23 protein-coding genes and 1 tRNA gene are annotated in these 22898 nt (G+C 63.5%); 5 read left to right on the plus strand and 19 right to left on the minus strand.

Annotation, left to right across the window (positions count from 1 at the left end):
- The first annotated feature begins 69 nt into the window (after positions 1-69).
- Positions 70-990 carry a polysaccharide deacetylase family protein gene (locus ACA027_RS10360; protein WP_370682294.1) on the plus strand — a complete coding sequence of 307 codons (921 nt, stop codon included), beginning with the start codon at positions 70-72 and terminating at the stop codon, positions 988-990.
- 300 nt (positions 991-1290) lie between these two features.
- A complete protein-coding gene (locus tag ACA027_RS10365; RefSeq protein ID WP_370682295.1) occupies positions 1291-1638 on the plus strand; it encodes a hypothetical protein in 348 nt (115 codons plus the stop codon).
- 111 nt (positions 1639-1749) lie between these two features.
- On the opposite strand, the gene ACA027_RS10370 is transcribed toward ACA027_RS10365, so the two are convergent.
- The 11 genes from ACA027_RS10370 to ACA027_RS10420 form a co-directional block, all read right to left on the minus strand.
- The gene (locus tag ACA027_RS10370; RefSeq protein ID WP_370682296.1) at positions 1750-2043 is read right to left on the minus strand and encodes a hypothetical protein; all 294 of its coding nucleotides are present in this window, start codon (positions 2041-2043) and stop codon (positions 1750-1752) included.
- Positions 2040-2924, minus strand: a complete 885-nt coding sequence (locus ACA027_RS10375) for an SPFH domain-containing protein (RefSeq protein WP_370682297.1) — start codon at positions 2922-2924, stop codon at positions 2040-2042. The genes ACA027_RS10370 and ACA027_RS10375 overlap by 4 nt, the downstream gene beginning before the upstream one ends.
- Before the next feature lie 235 nt (positions 2925-3159).
- Positions 3160-3235: transfer RNA gene (locus ACA027_RS10380), tRNA-Thr, on the minus strand.
- 12 nt (positions 3236-3247) lie between these two features.
- Entirely contained in the window at positions 3248-4270 is a 1023-nt protein-coding gene (locus ACA027_RS10385; RefSeq protein ID WP_370682298.1) for a class 1 fructose-bisphosphatase, read from the minus strand.
- Between the two features lie 61 nt (positions 4271-4331).
- Positions 4332-5321: a hypothetical protein gene (locus ACA027_RS10390; RefSeq protein ID WP_370682299.1), complete on the minus strand. Its 990-nt coding sequence runs from the start codon at positions 5319-5321 to the stop codon at positions 4332-4334.
- Between the two features lie 11 nt (positions 5322-5332).
- Complete coding sequence (gene pepN, locus ACA027_RS10395) at positions 5333-8044, minus strand: aminopeptidase N (protein WP_370682300.1); 2712 nt, start codon at positions 8042-8044, stop codon at positions 5333-5335.
- A gap of 9 nt (positions 8045-8053) precedes the next feature.
- Positions 8054-9158, minus strand: a protein-coding gene (gene prfB, locus ACA027_RS10400; RefSeq protein ID WP_370682301.1) for a peptide chain release factor 2 whose coding sequence is annotated in 2 segments (ribosomal slippage) — positions 8054-9076 and positions 9078-9158 — 1104 coding nt in all. Because the reading frame shifts where the segments join, the coding sequence is not laid out codon by codon here.
- A gap of 265 nt (positions 9159-9423) precedes the next feature.
- Positions 9424-11214: a methyl-accepting chemotaxis protein gene (locus ACA027_RS10405; protein WP_370682302.1), complete on the minus strand. Its 1791-nt coding sequence runs from the start codon at positions 11212-11214 to the stop codon at positions 9424-9426.
- A gap of 447 nt (positions 11215-11661) precedes the next feature.
- On the minus strand, positions 11662-12936 hold the full coding sequence (locus tag ACA027_RS10410; protein ID WP_370682303.1) for an acyl-CoA dehydrogenase family protein: 1275 nt from the start codon (positions 12934-12936) through the stop codon (positions 11662-11664).
- 110 nt (positions 12937-13046) lie between these two features.
- On the minus strand, positions 13047-14138 hold the full coding sequence (locus ACA027_RS10415) for a phosphotransferase (protein ID WP_370682304.1): 1092 nt from the start codon (positions 14136-14138) through the stop codon (positions 13047-13049).
- A gap of 6 nt (positions 14139-14144) precedes the next feature.
- Positions 14145-14864, minus strand: coding sequence for a Crp/Fnr family transcriptional regulator (locus ACA027_RS10420; RefSeq protein ID WP_370682305.1), 720 nt, complete (start codon positions 14862-14864; stop codon positions 14145-14147).
- Between the two features lie 360 nt (positions 14865-15224).
- Here ACA027_RS10420 and ACA027_RS10425 point away from each other — a divergent pair, with 360 nt between their 5' ends.
- Entirely contained in the window at positions 15225-15494 is a 270-nt protein-coding gene (locus ACA027_RS10425) for a heavy-metal-associated domain-containing protein (protein WP_370682306.1), read from the plus strand.
- 148 nt (positions 15495-15642) lie between these two features.
- Here the strand turns inward: ACA027_RS10425 and ACA027_RS10430 are convergent, their stop codons facing one another.
- The 4 genes from ACA027_RS10430 to ACA027_RS10445 all read right to left on the minus strand — a co-directional run bounded on the left by ACA027_RS10430 (position 15643) and on the right by ACA027_RS10445 (position 18525).
- Complete coding sequence (locus ACA027_RS10430) at positions 15643-16176, minus strand: Ldh family oxidoreductase (protein ID WP_370682307.1); 534 nt, start codon at positions 16174-16176, stop codon at positions 15643-15645.
- A gap of 324 nt (positions 16177-16500) precedes the next feature.
- On the minus strand, positions 16501-16869 hold the full coding sequence (locus tag ACA027_RS10435) for an Ldh family oxidoreductase (protein WP_370682308.1): 369 nt from the start codon (positions 16867-16869) through the stop codon (positions 16501-16503).
- 388 nt (positions 16870-17257) lie between these two features.
- Positions 17258-17707, minus strand: a complete 450-nt coding sequence (locus ACA027_RS10440; protein ID WP_370682309.1) for a DMT family transporter — start codon at positions 17705-17707, stop codon at positions 17258-17260.
- A 74-nt stretch (positions 17708-17781) separates the two neighbouring features.
- On the minus strand, positions 17782-18525 hold the full coding sequence (locus ACA027_RS10445; protein ID WP_370682310.1) for a helix-turn-helix domain-containing protein: 744 nt from the start codon (positions 18523-18525) through the stop codon (positions 17782-17784).
- Between the two features lie 101 nt (positions 18526-18626).
- Between ACA027_RS10445 and ACA027_RS10450 the strand changes: the two genes are divergently transcribed.
- Positions 18627-19076 carry an N-acetyltransferase family protein gene (locus tag ACA027_RS10450; RefSeq protein WP_370682311.1) on the plus strand — a complete coding sequence of 150 codons (450 nt, stop codon included), beginning with the start codon at positions 18627-18629 and terminating at the stop codon, positions 19074-19076.
- Between the two features lie 63 nt (positions 19077-19139).
- Positions 19140-19565 (plus strand): hypothetical protein, encoded by a 426-nt coding sequence (locus ACA027_RS10455; RefSeq protein ID WP_370682312.1) that lies wholly within the window; start codon positions 19140-19142, stop codon positions 19563-19565.
- Between the two features lie 100 nt (positions 19566-19665).
- Here ACA027_RS10455 and ACA027_RS10460 read toward each other — a convergent pair whose 3' ends face one another.
- From ACA027_RS10460 to ACA027_RS10475, 4 genes are all read right to left on the minus strand, one after another.
- Positions 19666-20601, minus strand: a complete 936-nt coding sequence (locus tag ACA027_RS10460) for a thiamine phosphate synthase (RefSeq protein WP_370682313.1) — start codon at positions 20599-20601, stop codon at positions 19666-19668.
- A gap of 11 nt (positions 20602-20612) precedes the next feature.
- Positions 20613-21437, minus strand: coding sequence for a thiazole synthase (locus ACA027_RS10465; protein WP_370682314.1), 825 nt, complete (start codon positions 21435-21437; stop codon positions 20613-20615).
- Positions 21438-21501: 64 nt separating this feature from the next.
- Complete coding sequence (gene thiS, locus ACA027_RS10470; RefSeq protein WP_370682315.1) at positions 21502-21699, minus strand: sulfur carrier protein ThiS; 198 nt, start codon at positions 21697-21699, stop codon at positions 21502-21504.
- Positions 21700-21743: 44 nt separating this feature from the next.
- Positions 21744-22838 (minus strand): FAD-dependent oxidoreductase, encoded by a 1095-nt coding sequence (locus ACA027_RS10475; protein ID WP_370682316.1) that lies wholly within the window; start codon positions 22836-22838, stop codon positions 21744-21746.
- Positions 22839-22898 lie beyond the last annotated feature (60 nt).

Here is a 22898-nt window from a genome sequence, read left to right on the forward strand (position 1 = left end):
TGGGGCATTGGCGTTTCTGCGCCGCACGCAGCCCTACCACTACGGTCTACCACTGAAAGGACAACACCCATGCGTCGATGCCTGCTCACACTGCTGCTGTCGCTCAGCGCTTCGCTGGGCATGGCTCAGACGCTGAGCCTGACGTTTGACGACGGACTCCATCCCGGGAAGTTCCCCGAAGCGCCGCTGTGGAACCAGCAGATGCTGGCCAGCCTGAAAGCGGCGGAGGTGAGCGCAATGGTGTTTCCCTCGCTGGTGCGTACCGGTGGTGAAGCCGGATTGGAGTTGATCCGGGAATGGGGACGGCAGGGCCATGCAGTGGGCAACCACACGGCCAGCCACCACAGCCTGGCATCGGCCCAGGTCTCGCTGGCGGACTTTATCGCCGACGTGCAACAGGCCGAGGCCAGCTTGCGCAGCATGCCCCGCTGGACATCCATGCTGCGCTTCCCCTATCTCAAGGAGGGTGACACCCTGGAAAAGCGCGATGGCATGCGCCGCTGGATGCAGTCGGCCGGTTACCGCGCCGCACCGGTGTCCATCGATGCCAGCGACTGGTACTACAACCAGATCTACTCGGTGTGGATGGAGTTAGGGCAGGCGGGAAAAGCCGAGCAGGTGAAGGCCGCTTACATTGCCCACCTGCTTGATCGTGGGGCATATTACGATGGGCTGGCACGACAGGTGCTGGGCCGCAGCCCGGCGCATGTGTTGCTGCTGCATACCAGCCGCATCAATGCAGCGGCGCTGGCCGACGTGATTGCTGCCTTTCGCGCACAGGGCTGGACTGTGGTGTCGCCGGAGATGGCGTTCGCCGATCCACTCTATGCAATGCAGCCCGACACTTTGCCCGCGGGGGAGAGTGTGATTTGGGCCATGGCCAAGGTCCGGCAGCTGCCTGGCTTGCGCTACCCGGCCGAAGATGCTGTGTATGAAGCGCCAGCGCTTGAGGCACAGGGCCTTTTGCCTCCGGCATACAAGAAGCCGTAGTCTTGGTGTCCGCTGCACTGGTCAGGTGAGCTGATTTGTGCATTCACGGTTGTGGGTGAATCCCCGGCGGTGCGATTGCGCTCGCAGCGTTTGCCGGGCTTGTGGGGTGATCTTCCAGTGTGAGTGCCTTGGGCAAAGTGAGGCAACTTGCGCAGCGCCACCCGGTAAAGAGTCCGTTATGCTCTGGCATCACTACCAAGAATCGAACAGTTGGCTATGTCAAATTTAGGAGCGCAAGCGCTTGTTGTGGGCGGCTTACTCAGTGCGATAGCTGCCGTCGCTCACCTCGCTTGCATCGCCTTGGGCGCGCGTGCTTATAGCTGGATGGGTGCGAGCGAGCGGATGGTGCGCGCTGTCGAGGCCGGCAAACTCCAGCCAACCCTGGTCACTCTCGCCATCACGGCAGTTCTCTTTCTGTGGGCCGCCTACGCATGGGCTGGCGCTGGTGTCATCGAGCGTCTGCCGCTCACCAAGCTGGCACTTGTCGTCATTTGCACGGTGTATTTGGGCCGAGCGGTCGCTTTCCCGTTTCTCCGGCCCATGTTCCCAGCCAACTCTCCGCGCTTTTGGCTGGTGTCGTCTGGCATCTGCTTCGCAATGGGGCTGCTGCACCTGGTCGGTATTGCATCGCTGTGGACAACGCTCTGAGCCTCGCTTCTGTGGCTTGACCAAGCCGCAGCGTGCACAGCGCTATGGCCGGACAGGATGAAGAAAACCCGCACAAGGCGGGTTGGTGGTTGGGAGCTTTTGGCCCTGCGTTTATTTTTTGAAATCCAGGCCTTGCTTGACGGCGTCTTGCATGCGCTGGTCACGCTCACTGCCCGGCACCGGCTTGCTTAACCTGTCTTCGATTTTGGCGTCGGACTCGACAAAGACTGGTGGGGCTTCACGCACGATCTGCCCCTTGGGCAGGTAGGAGGGCTGGGCCTGGAAGTAGACAAACAAGATGGCGGCAGTGGTGGCCGCTATCCACAGCTTTTTGTACTTCCAGCTCAGGCCCAGGCCGGCAACGGCGATGGCAAGGGGCAGGAGGTTGACGAGCAGGGTGCTCATTTGCTGATGTTCACCATGGGCACGCTATCGCCCAGCGTGGTGGTGGGCAGTTGGCCATTCCATTTTTCGATCCAGGCGCGCTCGTTTTCCAGCTTGCGCAGCTGCAGCACGCGGGCGTCGACGGACTGGGCCAGCACCGATTGCGACATGGCTTCGGTCTCGGCCTTTTCCTTGTCAATGGCGCGCTGCAGGCGGGCTTCTTGCAGCTCCCGCTCCAGCTGGGCCTTGGAGATGGCCAGCTGGGCCTCTTCCTTTTGAATGGCCTCGCGGCGTTCGGCTGCCGATTCCTGGGCTTCGGTGATGATCTTGGGGTACTTCAGGTTGGTAATGCCCACGAAACGCACCGAGAACGGGGTCAGCGTTTCGATGGCCTTGCCGAGTTGCAGGCGCAGGTCTGCATTGATTTTTTCGTTGCTGGAGGCGATCTCGCCAATTGACCGCTTGCTCAGATATTCGCGAACCTCGGACTGGATGATCTGGCTGGCGTAGGTGCGGTAGACCTGCTCGTTGGCAATGGTCGAGATGTCGCCAGAGACCTGGGTGGGGGCCACCGCATTGAACAGTTCGGCGGTCTTTTTCGGGTTGATGCTCAGCGTGGCGCGGATGCTCACGTCCAGATTCAGCTTGTCTTCCGGGATGAAGATGGTCATGGCCTCTTCGTAGGCCTTGTCGGAGACATCCAGCAAGACCAGGCGATCACAGTAGGCCCAGCATTGGCTCAGCCTGAACTTGGAGGTGGGAATCAGGGCTTCCTGGTAGCCGTCCTTGGTCATGATCTTGCCCACATGCGCAGGGGGGACCTCCACCTTCTGGCCGCATGCGGTCAATGCCAGGACTGCGGCGACTGCGGCCAAACCGTTTTTGTACTTGGTGATTTTCATAGGGTCTTGCCGCCTCCTTTGCGACCTCTGGGTTGGATGCAAGCGCACAGGAGCCTGTCACAAGGCCGCTGCCAGGTGCTGCGAAGTGCCGCTAGGGCATACACAGGGCACGTGTGGCTTGTCTGTTTTTCCGGGGCAGACCCGGTCTGTCGTTTTCTCAGTTCTCTCACCTGCTTTGCCGCAGGCAGAAAGAAAAAAGCCCTGTGATGCAAGGCATCGCAGGGCTTTTTGTTTTTGGTGCCGGAGACATGAATCGAACACGCGACCTTCTCATTACGAATGAGCTGCTCTACCAACTGAGCTACACCGGCGACAGAGCAAAATTATAGCGCGGTTTTGTCGGCCTCGGCGTGATACTGCATTACGCGTTCCACTTCGTTCTTGGCGCCCAGGATCACGCTCACGCGTTCATGCAGCTGGGTGGGCTGGATGTCCATGATGCGCTGGCGGCCGTTGGTGGACAGGCCGCCGGCCTGTTCAATCAGCCAGCTCATGGGGTTGGCCTCATACATCAGGCGTAGCTTGCCGGGCTTTTGTGGCTCGCGCTTGTCCCAGGGGTACATGAAGATGCCGCCGCGGCACAGGATGCGGTGCACATCGGCCACCATGGCGGCCACCCAGCGCATATTGAAGTCCTTGCCGCGCGGGCCTTCCTTGCCTTCCAGGCACTCGTCCACATAGCGCTTCATGGGGGCGTCCCAGTGGCGCATATTGCTCATATTGATGGCGAATTCCTTGGTGTCTTCCGGGATCTTGACGTTTTCCTGGATCAGCACGAAAGAGCCTTGCTCGCGGTCCAGCGTGAACATGGACACACCGTCACCCACGGTGAGCACCAGCGTGGTCTGCGGGCCGTAGATGCAGTAGCCGGCCGCCACCTGGTGGGTGCCGGGCTGCATAAAGTCTTCCTCGGTCACGCCGGGGTGGCCTTCGGGCTTTTTGAGCACGCTGAAGATGGTGCCAATCGACATATTGATGTCGATGTTGGACGAGCCGTCCAATGGGTCGAACATCAGCAGGTATTCGCCCTGGGGGTAACGGTTGGGCACCACGTAGATGCCTTCCATTTCTTCGGAGGCCATGGCCGCCAGGTGACCGCCCCATTCGTTGGCTTCGATCAGGGTTTCGTTGGCGATGATGTCCAGTTTTTTCTGGACCTCGCCTTGCACGTTCTCGCTACCGGCCGTGCCCATGACTTCACCCAGCTCGCCCTTGTTCACGGCAAAGCTGATGCGCTTGCAGGCGCGGGCCACCACTTCCAGCAGCAGGCGCAACTGGCCGGGGATCAGGCCGTCCACACGCTGCTGCTCGACCAGATAGCGGGTCAGGCTGATGCTTTTCTTCATGGTTCAACTCCTTAAAAATTCGTGGCAAATCTGCTCCCGCAGGCACAGCGGGGCAGGGTTCCTAGAGCGCTGTGCGCTCAGGCTGTGGTCGTGTGGCCAGCTCGGCTTGCAGCGCCTTGGCGCGGGCCTGTTGTTCGCTGTCCTTTTGCGAGAGGGCATGTTGTTCGTAGGCCTGCAGCCACCGCCTGGCTTGTGAGGATTGTCCTTGTTCATGGGACAGCACCATCAGCTGAAAATAGCTGTCATACACCGTGGCATGGCCCTGTGCGCGCAGCGCAATGTTCAGGCGCTCCTGCAGGTAGCGGCCGGCCTGCTCCAGCTCTCCCAGCTCATAGCAGTTCTGCGCCAGATTGGTCAGCACGCCGCGCAGGCGCTCCGGCATGCCCAGGGCTTGCAGGCGCTCGCGTGCCACCACAAGCAGGCGCGCATTGGCTTGCTGGGCCTCGCGGTATTTGCCTTGCTCGTGCAGCACATAGCCTTCGTCCTCGTAGATGCCCAGCAGCTGGAGCTGCGAAGGATAGTCCAGCGCCTGTGCGGGGGTGCTGCGCGGGTCCCAGCGCATCGCTGCCGGAAGGCGGGCAATGCGTGGCAGCGGGTATTCGGCCTGGAAGGCATGCACCAGCTGCAGCGCGGCATCGAACTGCTGGCTGTCCGCCAGCCAGCGAATGCTGGAGTAGCGCAGAAAGAACTGCGCATAGGCCAGCTGTGGCTCGCTCGAGGCCTTTGGCATCGCAGCCAGGGCGGCACGGGCCGCCTGTGCCGCTTGCTCCGGCATGCCGCGGCGGCCATAGACGCTGGCCTGGGTGTAGTAGAGCCTGAACACATCGCGCGCCGCAGTGCCAGGCCGCTGCAACAAGGGCTCAAGTGCTTGCAGCTTCGCACTCATGGCGCTGCCGCTGAAGTTGCCACCTTCGGTGAAGACGGTGCCATACAGCGGTGCAAAGCCTGCCTCGAAAGCCGGATGGGCGCGGGCCGCTTGCGCGCTCAGCACCAGGCCAGCAGCCACCGAGGCCAAAGCGCGCAGGCCCAGGGCCGCAGGGCCCCGGAGCATGCCCAGACGCATCAGTCGGCCAATGTGCGGGAGATCACCTCGCGCACATCGTTGGACAGATTGGGCTTGGCGGCCACGCGCTCTATGGCGGCGCGGGCAGCGCTGCGGTAGGGCTCGGCCAGCTTCTTCCAGCGGTCCATCACCCGGGCCAGGCGGGCTGCCACCTGCGGGTTGATGCTGTCCAGCTCGACCACACGGTCGGCCCAGAACACATAGCCCGCCGCATCGGCGCGGTGGAAGGCGCCGGGGTTGCTGCAGTAGCTGAAGATCAGGCTGCGCGCGCGGTTGGGGTTCTTGATCTGGAAGTCCGCATGCTTGAGCAACGCCTTCACGGCGGGCAGCACATTGCCTCCGCGGTCGCAGGCGCCGCCTTGCAGGGCAAACCATTTGTCCAGCACCAGCGCGTCCTGCTTGAACAGGGCGTGAAAGCGCTGCAGCGCCTGCTCGGCCAGCGGGCTGGCGCAGTAGAGCAGGGCGGACAGGGCTGCGGTGCGGTCCGTCATATTGCCGGCGTCCTTGCAGCGCTGGTAGGCCTTGCCGGGCCAGACTTCATCGCCGGTCTGTGCGGCATGCAGGCAGAGCATGGACAGGGCGCGGCCTGCCAGCGCACGGCGGCCGGCGCTGACATGGTCGGGCTGGTAGGCGCCGGTGTCGCGGTGGGCTTCCCACGCTGCTTCCCAGTCGGCCTGCAGGGCCGTGGCCAGCTGCAGCTGCATGGCTTCGCGCACGGCGTGCACGCGCTGTGGATCGACCTCGGCCAGTTGCTCGGCGATATAGCTCTCGGACGGCAGCGTGAGCACCAGGTCCTTGAAAGCCGCATCCAGCTGCGTGTTTTGCAGCACGCCGCGCAGGGCTTGCACAAAGCTTTCAGGCAAAACATGGGTGCTGAATTGGCCGCTGGCGCTTTCTGCATCTGCGTCGGCAGCTATTGTCTTGAGAGCATGGCGCAGACCCAGACGCTGGCTGGCTTCCCACTGGTTGAACGGGTCGCTGTCATGGGCCAGCAGGGTCAGCAGCTCGGCGTCGCTGAACTCACAGTCCAGCACCACGGGGGCGCTAAAGCTGCGCAGCAGCGAGGGCACGGGGGCCTCGGTCACGTGGGTGAAGATGAATTGCTGCTCGGCCTCGGTCACCACCAGCAAGCGGCTCTTGGCGGCTTGGGCGCCATCTTCGCCTTGCAGCTGCAGGGCGATTTCCTGGCCGTCTGCGGTGAGCAAACCCATTTGCATGGGAATCACAAATGGCAGCTTCTCGCTCTGGCCGGGCGTGGGGGCACAGCTTTGCGACAGGGTCAGGGTATAGGTCTGGGCGGCCGCATCGTACTGGCCTGTGGCCTTGAGCACAGGCGTGCCGGCCTGGCTGTACCAGCGGCGGAACTGGGCCAGATGCTGGGCCAGCGGCGAGCCGGGATTGGCGTCGGCCATGGCCTGCGAGAAGTCATCGCAGGTCACGGCCTGGCCGTCGTGGCGCTCAAAGTACAGCTTCATCCCCTTGGCAAAACCTTCGCGGCCCACCAAGTTGTGCTGCATGCGCACCACTTCTGCACCTTTTTCGTAGATGGTGACGGTGTAGAAGTTGTTGATCTCGATGTAGCTGTCCGGGCGCACGGGGTGGGCCATGGGGCCGCTGTCCTCGGGGAACTGCACGGTGCGCAGCACGCGTACATCGTCGATGCGCTTGACGGCGCGGGCCGATGCACTGCCCGCCATGTCCATGGAGAATTCCTGGTCACGGAAGACGGTGAGGCCTTCTTTGAGCGACAGCTGGAACCAGTCACGGCAGGTGATGCGGTTGCCGGTCCAGTTGTGGAAGTACTCGTGTCCGACGACGCTTTCGATATTGAAGAAGTCGGTGTCGGTGGCCGTGGCCTGGCTGGCCAGAACATACTTGGTGTTGAAGATGTTCAGACCCTTGTTTTCCATGGCGCCCATGTTGAAGTCGCTGGTGGCGACGATCATGAAGCGGTCCAGATCCAGGCTCAGGCCAAAGCGCGCCTCGTCCCAGGCCACCGAGTGCATCAGCGAGTTCATCGCATGCTCGGTCTTTTCCAGATCGCCGGGGCGCACATAGACCTGCAGCAAATGCTCGCGGCCGGCACGGCTCTTGATCTTTTGCTCGCGCGCCACCAAGCGGCCCGCTACCAGGGCAAACAAATAGCTGGGCTTTTTGTGGGGGTCCACCCACTTGGCAAAGTGGCGGCCGTCTTCCAGCGCGCCGGAGTCCACCAAATTGCCATTCGACAGCAGCACCGGGTAGAGCGCCTTGTTGGCGCGCAGCGTCACCGTGTACATGGCCATCACATCGGGACGGTCCAGGAAGTAGGTGATGCGGCGAAAGCCCTCGGCTTCGCACTGCGTGAAGAACGTGTCCTCGCTCACATACAAGCCCATGAGCTTGGTGTTCTTGGCGGGCGCGCAGGTGGTGAAGATTTCCAGCTCCACGGGCTCGTTGCCCTCGGGCAGGTTCTCCAGCACCAGCTGGTCGCCATCCATCTTGAACGAGGTGCCGCCGCCGTTGACCATTACGCGGGCCAGGTTCAGCTCGTCGCCGTCCAGACGCAGCGCCTGCGCCGGCACATCGGGGTTGCGGCGCACGCGCATGCGGTTGAGCACGCGGGTCTTGGCAGGGTCGAGGTCGAAAGTCAGTTCCACCGTATCGATCCACCAGGCCGGAGCCTGGTAGTCGGCGCGGTAAACCGCTGTTGCTTGTCCTTCACGCAGCATGTGCTTTCCTTAAACGCCTTGCTTGAGCGAGGCTTCGATGAACACGTCCAGATCGCCGTCCAGCACTTTTTGGGTGGCCGAGACTTCGACGTTGGTGCGAAGGTCTTTGATGCGGCTGTTGTCCAGCACGTAGGAGCGGATCTGATGGCCCCAGCCCACATCGGTCTTGGTGTCTTCCAGCTTTTGCTGCTCTTCCATGCGCTTGCGCATTTCGAAGTCATACAGGCGCGAGCGCAGGCGCTGCCAGGCCACGTCGCGGTTGCTGTGCTGGCTGCGGCCGTCCTGGCACTGGACCACGATGCCGGTGGGCATGTGGGTCAGGCGCACGGCGGAGTCGGTCTTGTTGATGTGCTGGCCACCCGCGCCGGAGGCACGATAAGTATCGGTGCGCACATCGGAGGGGTTGATGTTGATCTCGATGGAGTCATCGATCTCGGGGTAGACGAACAGCGACGAGAAGCTGGTGTGGCGGCCGCCCGAAGAGTCGAAAGGCGACTTGCGCACCAGGCGGTGCACACCGGTTTCGGTGCGCAGCAGGCCGTAGGCGTATTCGCCTTCCACCTTGATGGTGGCGCTCTTGATGCCGGCCACATCGCCCGGGGTTTCTTCTTCGACCGAGGCCTTGAAGCCCTTGCGTTCGGCGTACTTCAGGTACTGGCGCAGCAGCATGCTGGCCCAGTCGCAGGCCTCGGTGCCGCCGGCGCCGGCCTGGATGTCGATGAAGCAGTTCAGCGCATCGGCCTCATGGCTGAACATGCGGCGGAATTCCAGCTCTTCGATCAGGGGGCGCAGCTTGGCTGCTTCGGCCTCAATGGTTTCCAGGCCTGCTTCGTCGCCTTCTTCGCGGCTCATTTCATAGAGCTCGGCGTTGTCGGCCAGCTCGGAGGTGAGCTTTTCCAGCGTCAGGACGACGGAGTCCAGGGACTTTTTTTCCTTGCCCAGTTCCTGGGCCTTTTTCGGATCGTTCCAGACGTTGGGGTCTTCCAGCGAGGCGTTTACCGTGCGCAGGCGTTCGTATTTGGCATCGTAGTCAAAGATACCTCCGGAGGTCCTCTGTCCGAGCGGACAGGTCTTCGAGGGTGGCGCCGATTTGGTTGGTGCGTTCTGCTTCCATGGTCAATTCCTTGTGTTCTGTGATCGGAGCCCTGAAGGCAGGGGCCGAAGGGGCCGGCGCATGGTGGCGCCACAAAAGGGAGATTTTCGCATGGTGGGCAGCTGGCTGCCGCAACGCGTTGCCACAAGAATGTGCCATTCAGGGATTTGCAGTGCGCCAAAGCCTGTGGGGGAGGGTTGTGGCGGGGACTCTGACGCATACAGGCCCCGAAGGGCCTGTGCAGCAATCCGCGCTGAAGGGGGCGAGCGCGAGGTGGGGGGCTTGCTTAGAAAGACTCCCACTCGTCTTCCGACGGGGCTGCTGCGGGGGGCGGTACCGCTGTTGGCTTGCGTGTGCTGGCGCTGGCCAGGGCCGGGCGGGGTGCGGCGGCGGGTGCGGCGCCCGCATGGGAGACGGGGCGTGCCGCCGGCGCAGGCTTGCTCACAGGGCGGGGGGCTGCCGTCATGGGCGCGCGCTGGGGCTGGGGCGGTGCTGCAGGCATGCTCATGGCCGAGCTGCTGCCTGCTCCCGCTGCCAGTTTGAAGACCCGCACCGTCTGGCTCAGCTGGCGTGCCTGCTCTTGCAGCGAGCTGGCTGCGGCGGCGGACTCTTCCACCAGCGCGGCGTTTTGCTGGGTGACCTGGTCCATCTGCGTGACTGCCAGGTTGATCTGCTCGATGCCCGAGGTCTGCTCATCGCTGGCGGCAGAAATCTCTCCCATGATGTCCGTCACGCGGCGCACGCTGTCCACGATCTCGCCCATGGTCTGGCCGGCAGCCGTCACCTGGGCGTTGCCTTGCTCCACCTTCTGGACCGAGTCGTCGATCAGCTGCTTGATCTCCTTGGCAGCGTCGGCGCTGCGCTGCGCCAGGGTGCGCACCTCACCGGCCACCACGGCAAAGCCGCGGCCTTGCTCGCCGGCACGGGCGGCTTCCACGGCAGCGTTCAGTGCCAGGATGTTGGTCTGAAAGGCGATGCCATCGATCACGCCGATGATGTCCACAATCTTGCGCGAAGAGGTGTTGATGGCCGTCATGGTGTCCACCACCTGGTTGACGGCCTCGCCCCCGCGCACGGCCACTTGCGAGGCGCTGGCGGCCAGCTGGTTGGCCATGCGGGAGTTCGAAGCGTTTTGCTGGACGGTGGAGGTCAGCTCCTCCAGCGAGGCTGCGGTTTCTTCCAGCGAGCTGGCCTGCTGCTCGGTGCGGCTGGACAGATCCTGGTTGCCCGTGGCGATTTGCTGGCTGGCCGTGGCGATGGAGTCGCTGCCCTGGTGGATGCGGCCCACGATTTGCACCAGGCTGTCATTCATCTGCTTGAGCGCTTGCAGCAGCTGGCCGGTTTCGTCGGTGGAGGTGGATTCAATGCGGTGGCTCAGGTCGCCTGCGGCCACGGCCTGTGCCAGCTCCACTGCGCTGCCCAATGGGCGGGCGATGGCGCGCGCCACCAGCAAGGCCAGGCCCAGGCCGGCCAGCACGCCCAGGGCCATGATGACCCAGATCAGATTGCGCGAGCTGGCGTAAATATCGTCGCCCAATTCGTCGGCGGCCTTGGCGCCGGCTTCCACATGGGCCGTCAAGGTGTCGAGCTGGGTGAAGATGCTCTGGCTCAGCTTCAGTGCCTCGCCGCGCAGCAGGGCCGTGGCCTCCTCGTTGCGCTGCTGGCGTGACAGTGCCACCACCTGCTCATGCGCCTTGGCATAGAGCTGCAGCTCCTGGCTGACGCTGTTTTGCAGCGTCTGGTCTTCTGCGCTTTTCAGAAACTTCTTTTGTTGCTCCAGCCCCGCCTGCAGGGAGCTCCACTGCTCCTGCATGGTTTTTTCATAGTTGCCCATTTCTTCGTCGCTGCCGCTCAGCACATGCTGCAACTCAATGGCGCGATAGCGCTGCAGCTGGTATTTGACATCCAGTGTGGTGCGGGTCGCGGGCAGCCATTGGCGCGCCAGCTCCGAACCTGCCTGGTTGACGCGATCGAGCTGCACGATGGACAGCAGGCCGACCCCGAAGGTCAGTGCCAGCACCACGCAAAAGGAAAGCAGCAGCTTGTGGGTGAGTTTGAGATTTTGAAAAAACTGCATAAGAAAGGGCAGTTGGGTGGCTGGCATGCAACAAGAAGTGCAAGCCAGTCAAGTGAGGGAATGTTCATGCACCGTATGGCGCCTGGGCCCATTGCGCAACGGAAATGCCGCGCAACGAATCAATTCTAGGAGGACGGCGGATATGTAAAGGGGGAGTTACATTTTTCCGACCGAAGTCTTTTCCCCGTAGTGGCTGCTCCCTGCCTTCCTCGGGAGGTGAGATAGCGGGGTTGCCGGCCAATGCTGGATGTACCGAGAGATTGCTGCAAAGTGGGTCTCGTAGCCGTGGCTTTGCCGTTGTCGCAATGATGCAAAAAAACGACAGCAAAGCGGCTACCTTCCGTGGCCTAGCGTGCGCGCAAAAAAGCCCTGGAACGCCAGGCATTCCAGGGCTGATGGTCTTGCGCGCAGGCCCAGCATGCACAGGGCAGGCCGGGCCGTGCGGTATCAGCTGCCGCGGGTAATGGGCACGTCGGCGTTCTTGCCGTAGCTGCCGTATTTGCCCAGCTCCCACTTGGCGATGGCATTGCGGTGCACCTCGTCCGGGCCGTCGGCAAAGCGCAGGGTACGGGCATGGGCGTAGTCCATGGCCAGCGGGAAGTCCTGGCACAGACCGCCGCCGCCGTGCACCTGGATGGCCCAGTCGATCACGTCGCAGGCCAGCTTGGGCGCCACCACCTTGATCATGGCAATCTCGGTGCGCGCCACCTTGTTGCCCACGGTGTCCATCATCCAGGCCGCTTTGAGGGTCAGCAGGCGGGCCATGTCGATGCGGCAACGCGCCTCGGCAATGCGTTCCTGTGTCACGGTCTGCTGGGCAATGGTTTTGCCAAAGGCGGTGCGGCTGTTGGCGCGCTGGCACATCAGCTCCAGCGCACGCTCGGCCTTGCCGATCAGGCGCATGCAGTGGTGGATGCGGCCGGGGCCAAGGCGGCCCTGGGCAATCTCGAAGCCGCGGCCCTCGCCCAGCAAGATGTTGCTGACCGGCACGCGCACGTTCTCGAAATACATCTCCATATGGCCGTGGGGCGCATCGTCATAGCCCATCACCGACAGCGGACGCACCAGGCGCACGCCCGGGGTGTCGGCAGGCACCAGCACCATGCTTTGCTGGGAATGCTTGGGGGCGTCCGGGTCGGTCTTGCCCATGGTGATGTAGATGGCGCAGCGTGGATCGCCTGCACCCGAGATCCACCACTTGTGGCCGTTGATGACATATTCATCGCCCTGGCGCTCGATGCGGGTGCAGATGTTGGTGGCGTCGGAGGAGGCCACTTCCGGCTCGGTCATGGCAAAGGCCGAGCGGATGTCGCCATTGAGCAAGGGCTTGAGCCAGCGCTCGCGGTGCTCGTCCGTGCCGTAGCGGGCAATGGTTTCCATATTACCGGTGTCGGGAGCGCCGCAGTTGAACACCTCGGAAGCCCAGCCCACGCGGCCCATGATTTCGGCCAGTGGGGCGTATTCCTGGTTGCTCAGGCCCGCGCCTTGCACGCCGGCGATCTCGGCCGTGTCCTGGGGCAGGAACAGATTCCACAGGCCGGCTTCCTTGGCCTTGTCTTTCAGGCGCTCCAGCAGCTGCAGATGGCTCCAGCGCTTGCCGGCATCGGTATTGGCCTGCAGCTCGCGGAAGTACTCCGCCTCGCTGGGGTAGATGTGCTCTTCCATGAAGCGCTGCAGGCGCGCCTGCAGCTCCTTGGTTTTGGGCGAGTAGTCGAAGTCCATGGGATCTCCTTGAGGATGATGGGCGCACTGGGACGCGCGCTGCCCCCGGCAGCCGCAGGCCGTCTTGCACAGAGGGTGGGAATAGACCGCCCGTTGCAGGGCGGGGCGAATCAGGCCCGGTGTTTGCGGGCGTAGGACCAGGCCAGCTCCGCCATGGGGCGGGCGGTGTCGCCCGAGGCCTTGGCCTGGGCGCTGGATGCGGTGCCTGCCTCCACCCGCTTGGCAATGCCTTGCAAGATGGCGGCGATGCGGAACATGTTGTAGGCGAGGTAGAAGTTCCAGTCCGCCTGCAGCTGCTCGGGCGTGGCCAGGCCGGTGCGCTCGCAGTAGCGGCGCAGATAGTCGGATTCGGAGGGAATGCCCAGCGCCGCCAGGTCCAGGCCGCCAATGCCCCGGCTCAGCGAGGCCGGGATATGCCAGGCCATGCAGTGGTAGCTGAAGTCGGCCAGCGGGTGGCCCAGGGTGGACAGCTCCCAGTCCAGCACGGCCACGGCATGGGGCTCGCTGGCGTGGAACATCACGTTGTCCAGGCGGTAGTCGCCGTGGACGATAGAGACCTTGCGCTCATCCTTGGCGCTGTCGGGCATATTGGCCGGCAGCCAGGCCATCAGCTGGTCCATCTCGGGAATGGGCTGGGTGACGGAGGCCACATACTGCTTGCTCCAGCGGCTGATCTGGCGCTCGAAGTAGTTGCCACTCTTGCCGTAGTCCGCCAGGCCCCGGGCCGCAAAGTCCACGGTGTGCAGCGCGGCAATCACACGGTTCATCTCGTCATAGATGGCGCCGCGCTGGGCTGGCGTCATGCCGGGCAGGGACTGGTCCCACAGCACCCGGCCCTCTTTGAATTCCATGATGTAGAAGGCGCGGCCGATGATGGATTCGTCCTCGCACAGCGCTTCCATATGGGGCACCGGCACCGGGGTGCCGGCCAGGCCGCGCATGACCTTGAATTCGCGCTCAATGGCATGGGCCGAGGGCAGCAGCTTGGCCACCGGCCCGGGTTTGGAGCGCATCACATAGCTGCGCCCCGGTGTGACCAGTTTGTAGGTGGGGTTGGATTGCCCGCCCTTGAACATCTCTGCCTGCAGCGGGCCGGCAAAGCCGGGCACATGCTGCTGCATCCAGGCGGTCAATGCCGCCATATCGAATGCGTGGGTGTCGGATACAGGTTTGGTGCCTACAAAGTGGTCAAAGTTGGTCATAAGTCCCTAAAAGTCAGTTTCCGCGATGCGCAGCAGCGCATTGCGGTCGCGTACCACCAGCCCACCGGGCTCGATGCGGATGCTGCCCTCGCGCTCCATGCCCTTGAGCTCCTGGTTCACCCGCTGGCGTGATGCCCCCAGCAGCTGCGCCAGCTCTTCCTGTGCCAGCTGCAGACCGATGCGGATTTCCGGGCTGTTCGACAGGCTGGGAATGCCGTAGCTGCGCGCCAGGTGCAGCAGTTGCTTGGCCAGGCGCGCGCGCAGCGGCAAGGTGTTCAAGTCCTCGACCAGGCCGTAGAGCTGGCGTATGCGCCTGGCTTGCAGCCACAGCATGGCTTCGTAGAACTCCACATGCGAAGCCAAAATGCGCTTGAAGTCCGCCTTGGTCACGCACACCAGCGTGGTTGTGCCATGGGCGTAGGCGTCGTGCGTGCGTCGATCTCCGTCGAAGATGGCCACATCCCCAAACCAGATGCCCGGCTCCACATAGGTCAGCGTGATCTGCTTGCCCGTGATGGAGGTCGAGCTCACCCGCACCGCCCCTTTGGCACAGGCAATCCAGTCCTCGGGCGGCTCGCCGCGGGCGCAGATGAGTGCACCATCCTTGAAACGTTTGACGTATGCGCATCGAAGTATGTCGTGCCGAAGTGACGGGGAAAGAGATGAAAACCAGCGTCCTGAGTTGATCGCTTCACGTTCTTCGATAGTAAGAATCGGGTCGTCCATGGCCTGTCGTTTCTGTGACTGAAAACCGTCCCATTGTCGCGTCAGGGACGAGCTCTGATGTGGATCAGAGAGAGGTCTTCGGATGAAGTTGTCCGGTAAATGACAGCGTGGCATTGCGCTAGGGCTCAAAAACCGGGGTTAACCCTTGGCTTGCGTGCTGCTTGGCGTGCAGCCTGCCCGGAAAAGACGCAGGCCCAGGGGCAACCGACAGGCTTTGCGCGGGCCTGCCTGGCATTGAAAGCGGCCAGGCAAGGCAGGGCGCATGGCCGCAGATGCCGGCAGCGTTTTTTTGCCCCCGTGCTTGACCTTTACACGTTGTCAGGGCCGAGACTTTGCACACCACTTTCTAAGGAGTATGCGATGACAGCTTTTATGACAACTTTTCACGTGGCCGATATGAAATGCGGCGCTTGCGCCGGACGCATCCAGCGCGCCATCGTCGGCATGGATGAGCAAGCCCGTATCGAGATCAACATTCAGGACCGGACGTTGCAGATCGCGGGCCAGGCCACCGAGGCCGAATACGCCGAGGCCATTCAGGAGGCGGGCTACACGCCTGCGTTGGTGGAGCCGGCGGCAAGCCAATGCGCGTCCACCGGGGCGGCGCATGGCAGTGCCTGCTGCGGGTAGCCATCGGCCAGGACATCAAGAGGGCTTTGTCTGAAGCCCTCTTTTTTTGATAGCTGCTACCGCAAGATGGGAAAGCGTTAGCGGCTTTCTCTATCGCCTGTGCTTGTGGCTGACGGTGTGCCGTAGTGCGTGCGCAGCACGCCGCTGTTTAGTACCGCTGCAAGCGCGCTAGCAGTGCCTGGGGGATCTCAATGCCATCGGGTGCATTGCCTCTGCCGGGCACATAAATCCCCTTGCGCTGTAGCCGCTGGACTTGGGCTGCCAGCCGACGCGGGAGGTCTGGCGCGAGAGCGCGGGGGGCGATGGCAATGATAAAAAGCCCGACCCCCGGTGAGGCGTTGCCGTCCTGGAACGAGGGCGCATCCAAAGACCAGTTCGCCCCTGTTGCCCCAGCCGCCAAGACCTCCACCATCAGCGCCATATTGGCGCCGCGTCCGCCGCCGAAGGCCAGCAGCATTCCGGTGAGCGCTGCGCGGGCATCGGTCGTGGGCTCGCCCGATGCATCCAGTGCCCATGCCTCAGGAATGCTGGCCCCGCGCGAGGCTGCATCCCGAACATTGACGAATGCGGTGGCACTCGAGGCCTGGTCGATGACCAGGGGCGGGGCATTTTCCACAGGGGCTGCGAAGGAGAACGGGTTGGTTCCATAGACGGGCTGGCGGCTGCTGGCGGTGGTCACCATGGCGGGCCCATTGGTGCAGGCCAGGCTCAGCAAGCCGGCATGGGCCAGCCGCCGGGTAAGAGCGTGTTTGCGATCTCCTCGCGGCGCGCCAGCGCCTTTGCGGGATGGGATACAAGGCGCGATACCACAGCAATAGCCGTGCTATTGCGAGGATTCGCAACACAGTAGGCCGCCCGCAAAGGCACTGGCCCGAAGGGTTGGAGCGAAATCGGGCGATTTCTTCGCGCTGGCGCTTGCTTGCACCCCGGTGCAAGCTGCGCCCCATCACTTCGAACTCATCCCGATTGCGCTCCAACGCGCCTGCGTAGAGATCGCAAACACGCTCTAGTCACCCAGCTCGCCCACGGTGTAGCTGTTGTGTTGCGAGAAAAGCCCGACGCCGTACTGCTGCGCGGCATTCACCAGCTTTTCGAACGTGATGTCAAAGCCCAGCTGGCCAATGCCTGCTTTGGCATCCACCTGGATCGTGGTGGGTACGGGATACTGGCAGTCCGGCTGTGCAGACCCGGCAATCCGGCCCGTGGCAAAGCCGTCCAGGTAATCCAGCAAATGTGCAAAGCCAACAGATGCATGGCCCGCAAGTTCTGCGGCGACCGTGGCTTTGGCCAGGGATGTGGCCGTTCTTTCATCCGCACCAGCGGCCATGGCCGCATGCCGGGCCCATTCCTGGGCTTGTTCGACGCCGATTCGCATGGTTTTTTTGTCTCCTGTGATCTGGCCCAGCTGTTACACGCTCAGACCATTCGCATCTGCGGGGTGTAGCGCCGGACCGTGGGGGCACGGCCTGCCATGCGCAGGCGGTAAAAGGCTTGCACCACAAGACCGGGCCCAAAGAGACAAGATTACTTCGGACCGCAGGCCGCCTCTTGCACAGGCCCAGGCAAAAAACAGGGCTTTGTCAGAAGCCCTGTTTTTGATAGCAAAGGTAGCGCTACCAGTATGCTTGAACGCCAGTTTTTGCGAGAGGATTTCACACAGCCGCCGAAGCCCCTGCGCTGGCTGCCGGGCCCAGGTAGCAGGGCTTCGGATGTATCCGGCCCGCTGAATCCGCCGCGTGCCTGAAGCGCAACACCATCCTACTTCAGGCTCGTACCAACAAGACCCCCAGGATGAGCAGCACAGCCCCCAGGGCGCGAACCATGGTGATGGGCTGCTGCTCAAGACCCAGCAGCCCCAGGTGGTCGAAAAGCAGCGAGCCCAGCATCTGGCCCACCACCATCAGGCCAATGGCATAAGCCGCCCCGAGTCTGGGCACCATCAAAATGGCGATGGCAATGAAGATGGCGCCGAACAGGCCTCCGGTCCAGGAGACCCAGGCACCAGGTGCTGCACCCAGCCCCGCCAGCGAGAGCGTGGGCCCGGACAGGAGCAAGGCCATTACCAGCATGACCATGCAGCCCACGAAGTAGCTGACAAAGCCGGCCCACCAGGGAGAGCCGATCTGCACCCGCAGGCTGGCGTTGAGGACTTGCTGTAGGGCGACGCTGATGCCCGCGCCGATGGCGAGCAGGGAGGAAAAAAGAGGTGACATGGCGGGCATCCGATTTGGTTGAACTCGCAAAACCGCCCCATGGCGGCAGTGCAAGGGCAAGATAGCGGTCGGGCCTACAGGTGTCTTGTATGCATGTGATCTGGGGTTGGCCGATAGCGGCCCGGGCTGACCCCAAAGCTGCGCTTGAACGCGCGGCTCAGATGGCTTTGGTCGGTGAAGCCTGCATCCAGCGCCGCCTCGGCAATGGCCTGTCCGGCACGCAAGCATTCGCGTGCCAGGTTCAGGCGCTGCAGCAGCCTGTGGGTCTGCGGTGATACGCCATGCTGCAGCTTGAACTGTCTGGCGTAATGTTCCCGGCTGAAGCCATAGGTCAAGGCTGCTTCGCGCACGCTGGCGGCCAGTCCTATGTGCAGCCGCTCCCTATGGGGCTCTGCGGCGCATGGCCCTGCACGCCCAGCTCGGAGCTGCTCCAGCAAGGCCTGCATATCCTCCTGGCAGCGCAGCTTTCCTGCCCGCCAGGCCATGCCCAGATGCTGGCGCAAGTCCTGCTGGCCATGGCGGGCCGGGGGCAGATAGGCATTGATGCACAGCAGGTCCTGCGCTTCGGCCAGCGAGTGGTGGACTATGCCTGCGGGGATGAACAGCGTCTGGCCCGCTTCGGCGCTGAAGAGGTTTTCTCCCACCACAATCCGCCTGCGGCCCTGCAGCACGACCACCAACTGGTCTTCGGCGTGGAAATGTGCCGGCAGCGCAACCTGCCGGCCCTGGACCTGGCAGGTCTCCACCGCATCCGGTGTGGGCGATGGCCAATAGCGCCATGTGCCTTGCCATGCTTTTAGAGGCTCTGCTGTGGTCATGGGCAGCCATGATAGAGCGAGGGCGCGCTACGGGGAGATCTTTAACATGCACGCAGTGAAGGCAGAATGCAGCACTGTGAGCCTGCCAGGAGCGCCGTGAGATGGAACCCGAATTGATAAAGCTACGCCCTGCACAGCCCGCTGACCACCCCGCGCTGTTTGCACTGCATTGCGCGGTGTTTCGCCCGCATATCGAGGTTTTATGGGGGTGGGATGAGGATTGGCAGCGTGCCAACTTCGCCGCCGAATGTGCGGCTGCCACCACATGCGTCATCGAGGTGGAGGGCCGCCTGGTCGGCTACCTCCAAACCCTGGAAGAGGAGGGGCGCCTCTATGTGCAGAACATCGCGATGGCAGAGCAGGCCCAAGGCCAGGGCATAGGCGCCCGGCTTTTGCAGCGGCTGCAGTTCAAGGCCGCAGGGCGCGGGCTGCCGTTGCAGCTGGGCGTTTTTCGGAGCAATACCCGGGCGCAGCGCTTCTATGAGCGCCTGGGCTTCCTGCAGACCGGCACAACCGAGACGCATATCGAAATGTCCTGGTCCGCCACCTGAAACTTCGCAGGCACCGGCCTGAGATCGCAAACACGCGATAACTTAGAGATTCCTACCCAGCCCATGCGTGTCGACCCACATTCCACGGCCATGTCCATGATCGGCTTGAAGCAGGCTGCGCACACCATGCTGAGCAAGCAGGAGCTGCACGCCCTGGCAGACGGGTTGCTGGTGCAAGACAGTACCGCCATCGATGACTGCATTGCCTTTGTGCTGGCCGAAACCCGGGGGCTGTGGCATGGCAGGGCCAGGGCGATGATGTGTCGCCGCCTGAAGCATTGCGCCCTGGGCCGCACCCAGAGCACCCAACTGCTGACCTGCATCTTGCAGCGCCTGCACACGGGGGCGTTTTCCGAGCAGTTCAAGGACCAGCTGCGCCTGGCCATGCACCTGAATGCCAAGCAAACCCTGGCGGCTGGCGAAGAGGCCATGGCCAGTGGCCGCTCCCATGTGCGGCGTTATGCCTTGTGGCTGGCTTCCCTGCCTTGATGGATCACCTGCCTCCCAAACAAAAAATGGACATCGCAAGAAGTCCATTTTTGATTGCGGCTTCTGTATATCCAGAAAGCTCTATCGGCTGTTTTGGTGCTTATTTTGGCAGCCTGGCCATCAAGTCGTGTGCGGCAGCTTCGGGGTCGGGCGCATTCACCAGCGCACGCACCACGGCAATCGAGCCCACGCCGGTGGCGGAGACATCGGCAAACTGCTCGGCCGCAATGCCGCCAATGGCCACCAACGGGTAGGCCTGCATCAGCCGCACATAGGCCTGCAAGCGGGCCATGCCCTGGGGGGCAGTGGCCATTTTTTTGAGCGTGGTGGGGAAGACGGCGCCCAGGGCGATATAGCTGGGCTGTACGGCATGGGCGCGCACCATTTCGGCGTAGCCATGGGTGCTGACACCCAGGCGCAGGCCGCTGGCGTGGATGGCGGTCAGCTGCTCGCCGGCCAGGGCATCCAGGTCTTCCTGGCCCACGTGGATGCCGTAGGCACCGGCATCGATGGCTTGCTGCCAATGGTCGTTGATGAACAGCAGGGCGTTCGTGCCCTCGACCGCTGCCACGGCGGCGCGTATCTCGGTGCGTATGGCCGCCTGGTCGTCACTCTTGAAGCGCAGCTGCACCGTGGGCACGCCGGCGCGGGCCATGCGGCCCACCCATTCGGCCGTGGGCAGCACGGCATACAGGCCCAGCTGGCGCGGGCAAGAGGGGAAAGCCTGGGCCGGATTGGCGCTGTTCAAGCCAAAGTCTTGCGGATCGTCCGGCCAGTGGGTCACGTCAAAGTGGTTGGTCCGCTCGGCCTGGCATTGCCAGGCCTGGGCCAGGCATTCCGCGTCCACGGCGATGAAACCCAGGCGGCTGCAGGCTTCCAACGCAGCCAGGTAGCCTGGTTCATGGCGCAGCGACGGCGGTGTGGGTTGCGGCACCAGCTCCACGGAGTTGGCATCGTGGTGCAACTGGGCACCAAAGACGGCGGCATGGTGGTGGCAGATGGCATCGGCCAAGGCCTGGATTTCATCGGCTTGCATGGCTCCCTCCTTCAAGCGTGGTGCCAGAAAGGCGTGCCCAGCACGGGGGTGCTGGGCTGGGCCGCGGATTGCTCGGCCATGGCACCGGCCAGATAGCCGTCGCGGCCGGCCTGCACGGCGTCGGCAAAGGCGCCGGCCATGCGCACCGGGTCTTCGGACAGGGCCACGGCGGTGTTCAACAGCACGGCGTCAAAACCCCATTCCATCACGGTGCAGGCATGGCTGGGGCGGCCCAGGCCGGCATCCACAATCAGCGGCACGGAAAGGCGCTCGCGCAGCATCTGCATGGCATAGGGGTTGGCGGGGCCGCGGCCGGTGCCAATGGGCGCGGCCCAGGGCATGACGGCCTGGCAGCCCACGTCCACCAGGCGCTGGCACAGCACCAGGTCTTCGGTGCAATAGGGCAGGACCTGGAAGCCGTCCTTGATCAGCATGGAGGCGGCCTCGACCAGATTCAGCGTGTCGGGCTGCAGCGTGTAGTCGTCGCCAATCAGCTCCAGCTTGATCCAGGGCGTCTGAAAGACTTCGCGTGCCATTTGCGCGGTGGTCACGGCTTCCTGGATGGTCATGCAGCCGGCGGTGTTGGGCAGCACGGGCACGTTGAGCTTGCGCAGCAGCTCCCAGAAGCTGGCGCCGGTCTCGGCCACCTCGGCGGCATTGCTGCCCTGGCGGCGCAGCGAGGCCGTGACCATGGCGGGCCTGGCACGGGTCACCGCGGCCTCCAGTACGGCGGGCGAGGGGTAGCGCGAAGTGCCCAGCAGCAGGCGGCTGTGAAAGGTCTGGCCGTACAGCGTGAGGCTGTCGGCGGAGGTGGTGGCGTTGGTGTTGCTGGACATGGTGTTCTCTTGATTCAATAGCGGCCTGTATAGGCGTAGCAAACGCTAGCGGTCTATTTGGCTCTTAGCCCCCAGTGACCGGGGCAATGATTTCAATGCGGTCGCCCTCGGCCAGGGCGTGGGCGCTATAGCGGCTGTTGGGCACAAAGTTGGTGTTCACCGCCACGGCAAAGGGCGGCTTGGCCTGCCAGTGGGCCACGGCATCGGCCACGGTGGCATGGGCTGGCAGTTCCACGGATTGCTGGTTGATGGTGATGTGCATGGCGGTCACTCGAAAAACAGTGGCAAGGCGGTGCGTGCAGGCCTTCAGGCCTGGTGCACCGGAACCTCGAATTGTCGCGCCAACTCGCAGCTGCCGCTGCGCAGCAACTGCAATGTCATGTCCAGCATGGCGGGTGAAATCATGAAGCCATGGCGGTACAGGCCGTTGACCTGCAGCACGCGCTCACCCAGCCAGCGCAGCGCGGGCAGGTTGTCGGGCAGGGTGGGGCGGCATTGGGTGGCGATTTCCAGAATGCGCGCCTCGGCAAAGCCGGAGTGCACGGTGTAGAGGGCGCTGAGCAGCTCCATGGTGGAGCGCAGGCTGGCCGGGCCCATGTCGTCGGATTCGATTTCGGTGGCGCCGATCACAAAGACATGGTCCTGCTTGGGCGCGATGTACAGCGGGTAGCGCGGATGGACCAGGCGGGTGGGGCGCTGCAGCGTGACCTCGGGCGCATGCACACGCACCACTTCGCCGCGCACCCCGCGCAGCGCGCTCCACTGCGTGCGGGCGCCCAGGCCGCGGCAGTCCAGCACCAGGTCGGGCTGGCCGGTTTGGCCGGGGGCAAAGTCCGTGGTTTCGCGGGCGGTGTGCCAATGGAAGGTCACGCCCAGGCCTTGCAGCGTGGATTCGAGTGCGGCCAGCAGCTGGCGGTTGTCCAGCTGGCCTTCGCCGGGCAGGTACACGCCTTGCTGAAAGCGGCCTTGCAGCGCGGGCTCCACCAGGGCCATGTGGGCGGCATCCACGTTTTCCAGCGCGGGCAGGCTGGGGTTGATGCGGCGGTTTTTCTCGAACAGGCCGCACAGGCGGGCCGCGTCCGGCGCGTCCTGGCGGTGCCAGACCACCAGGGTGCCGTTTTGCTGGAAGTAGACCGGGGCATCCAGCTGGGCAATCAACTCGGGCCAGCGCGACAGCGCGTACTGGCCCATGCGCACCACGCCGGGTTCGGTGATGGCGGACTCGGCCAGCGGGGCCAGCATGGCGGCTGCCACGCGGGCGGCGGCGCCATCGGCCTCGGGGCCCTTGGCTTCAAAGACTTGCACGCGGTGCCCTTCGCGCGCCAGCTCCAGAGCGAGCAGGCGGCCCATGAGGCCGGCGCCCAAAATGGCGATATGGGAAGGTGCGGTGAGAGCGTGCATGGTGTGTTCGTCGTCCATGGAAAAAGGCAAAACATTCCAGGACCAAACGGGGTGGCAAAG

It is taken from the genome of Comamonas sp. GB3 AK4-5 (assembly GCF_041320665.1).
GTDB lineage: Bacteria > Pseudomonadota > Gammaproteobacteria > Burkholderiales > Burkholderiaceae_C > Comamonas.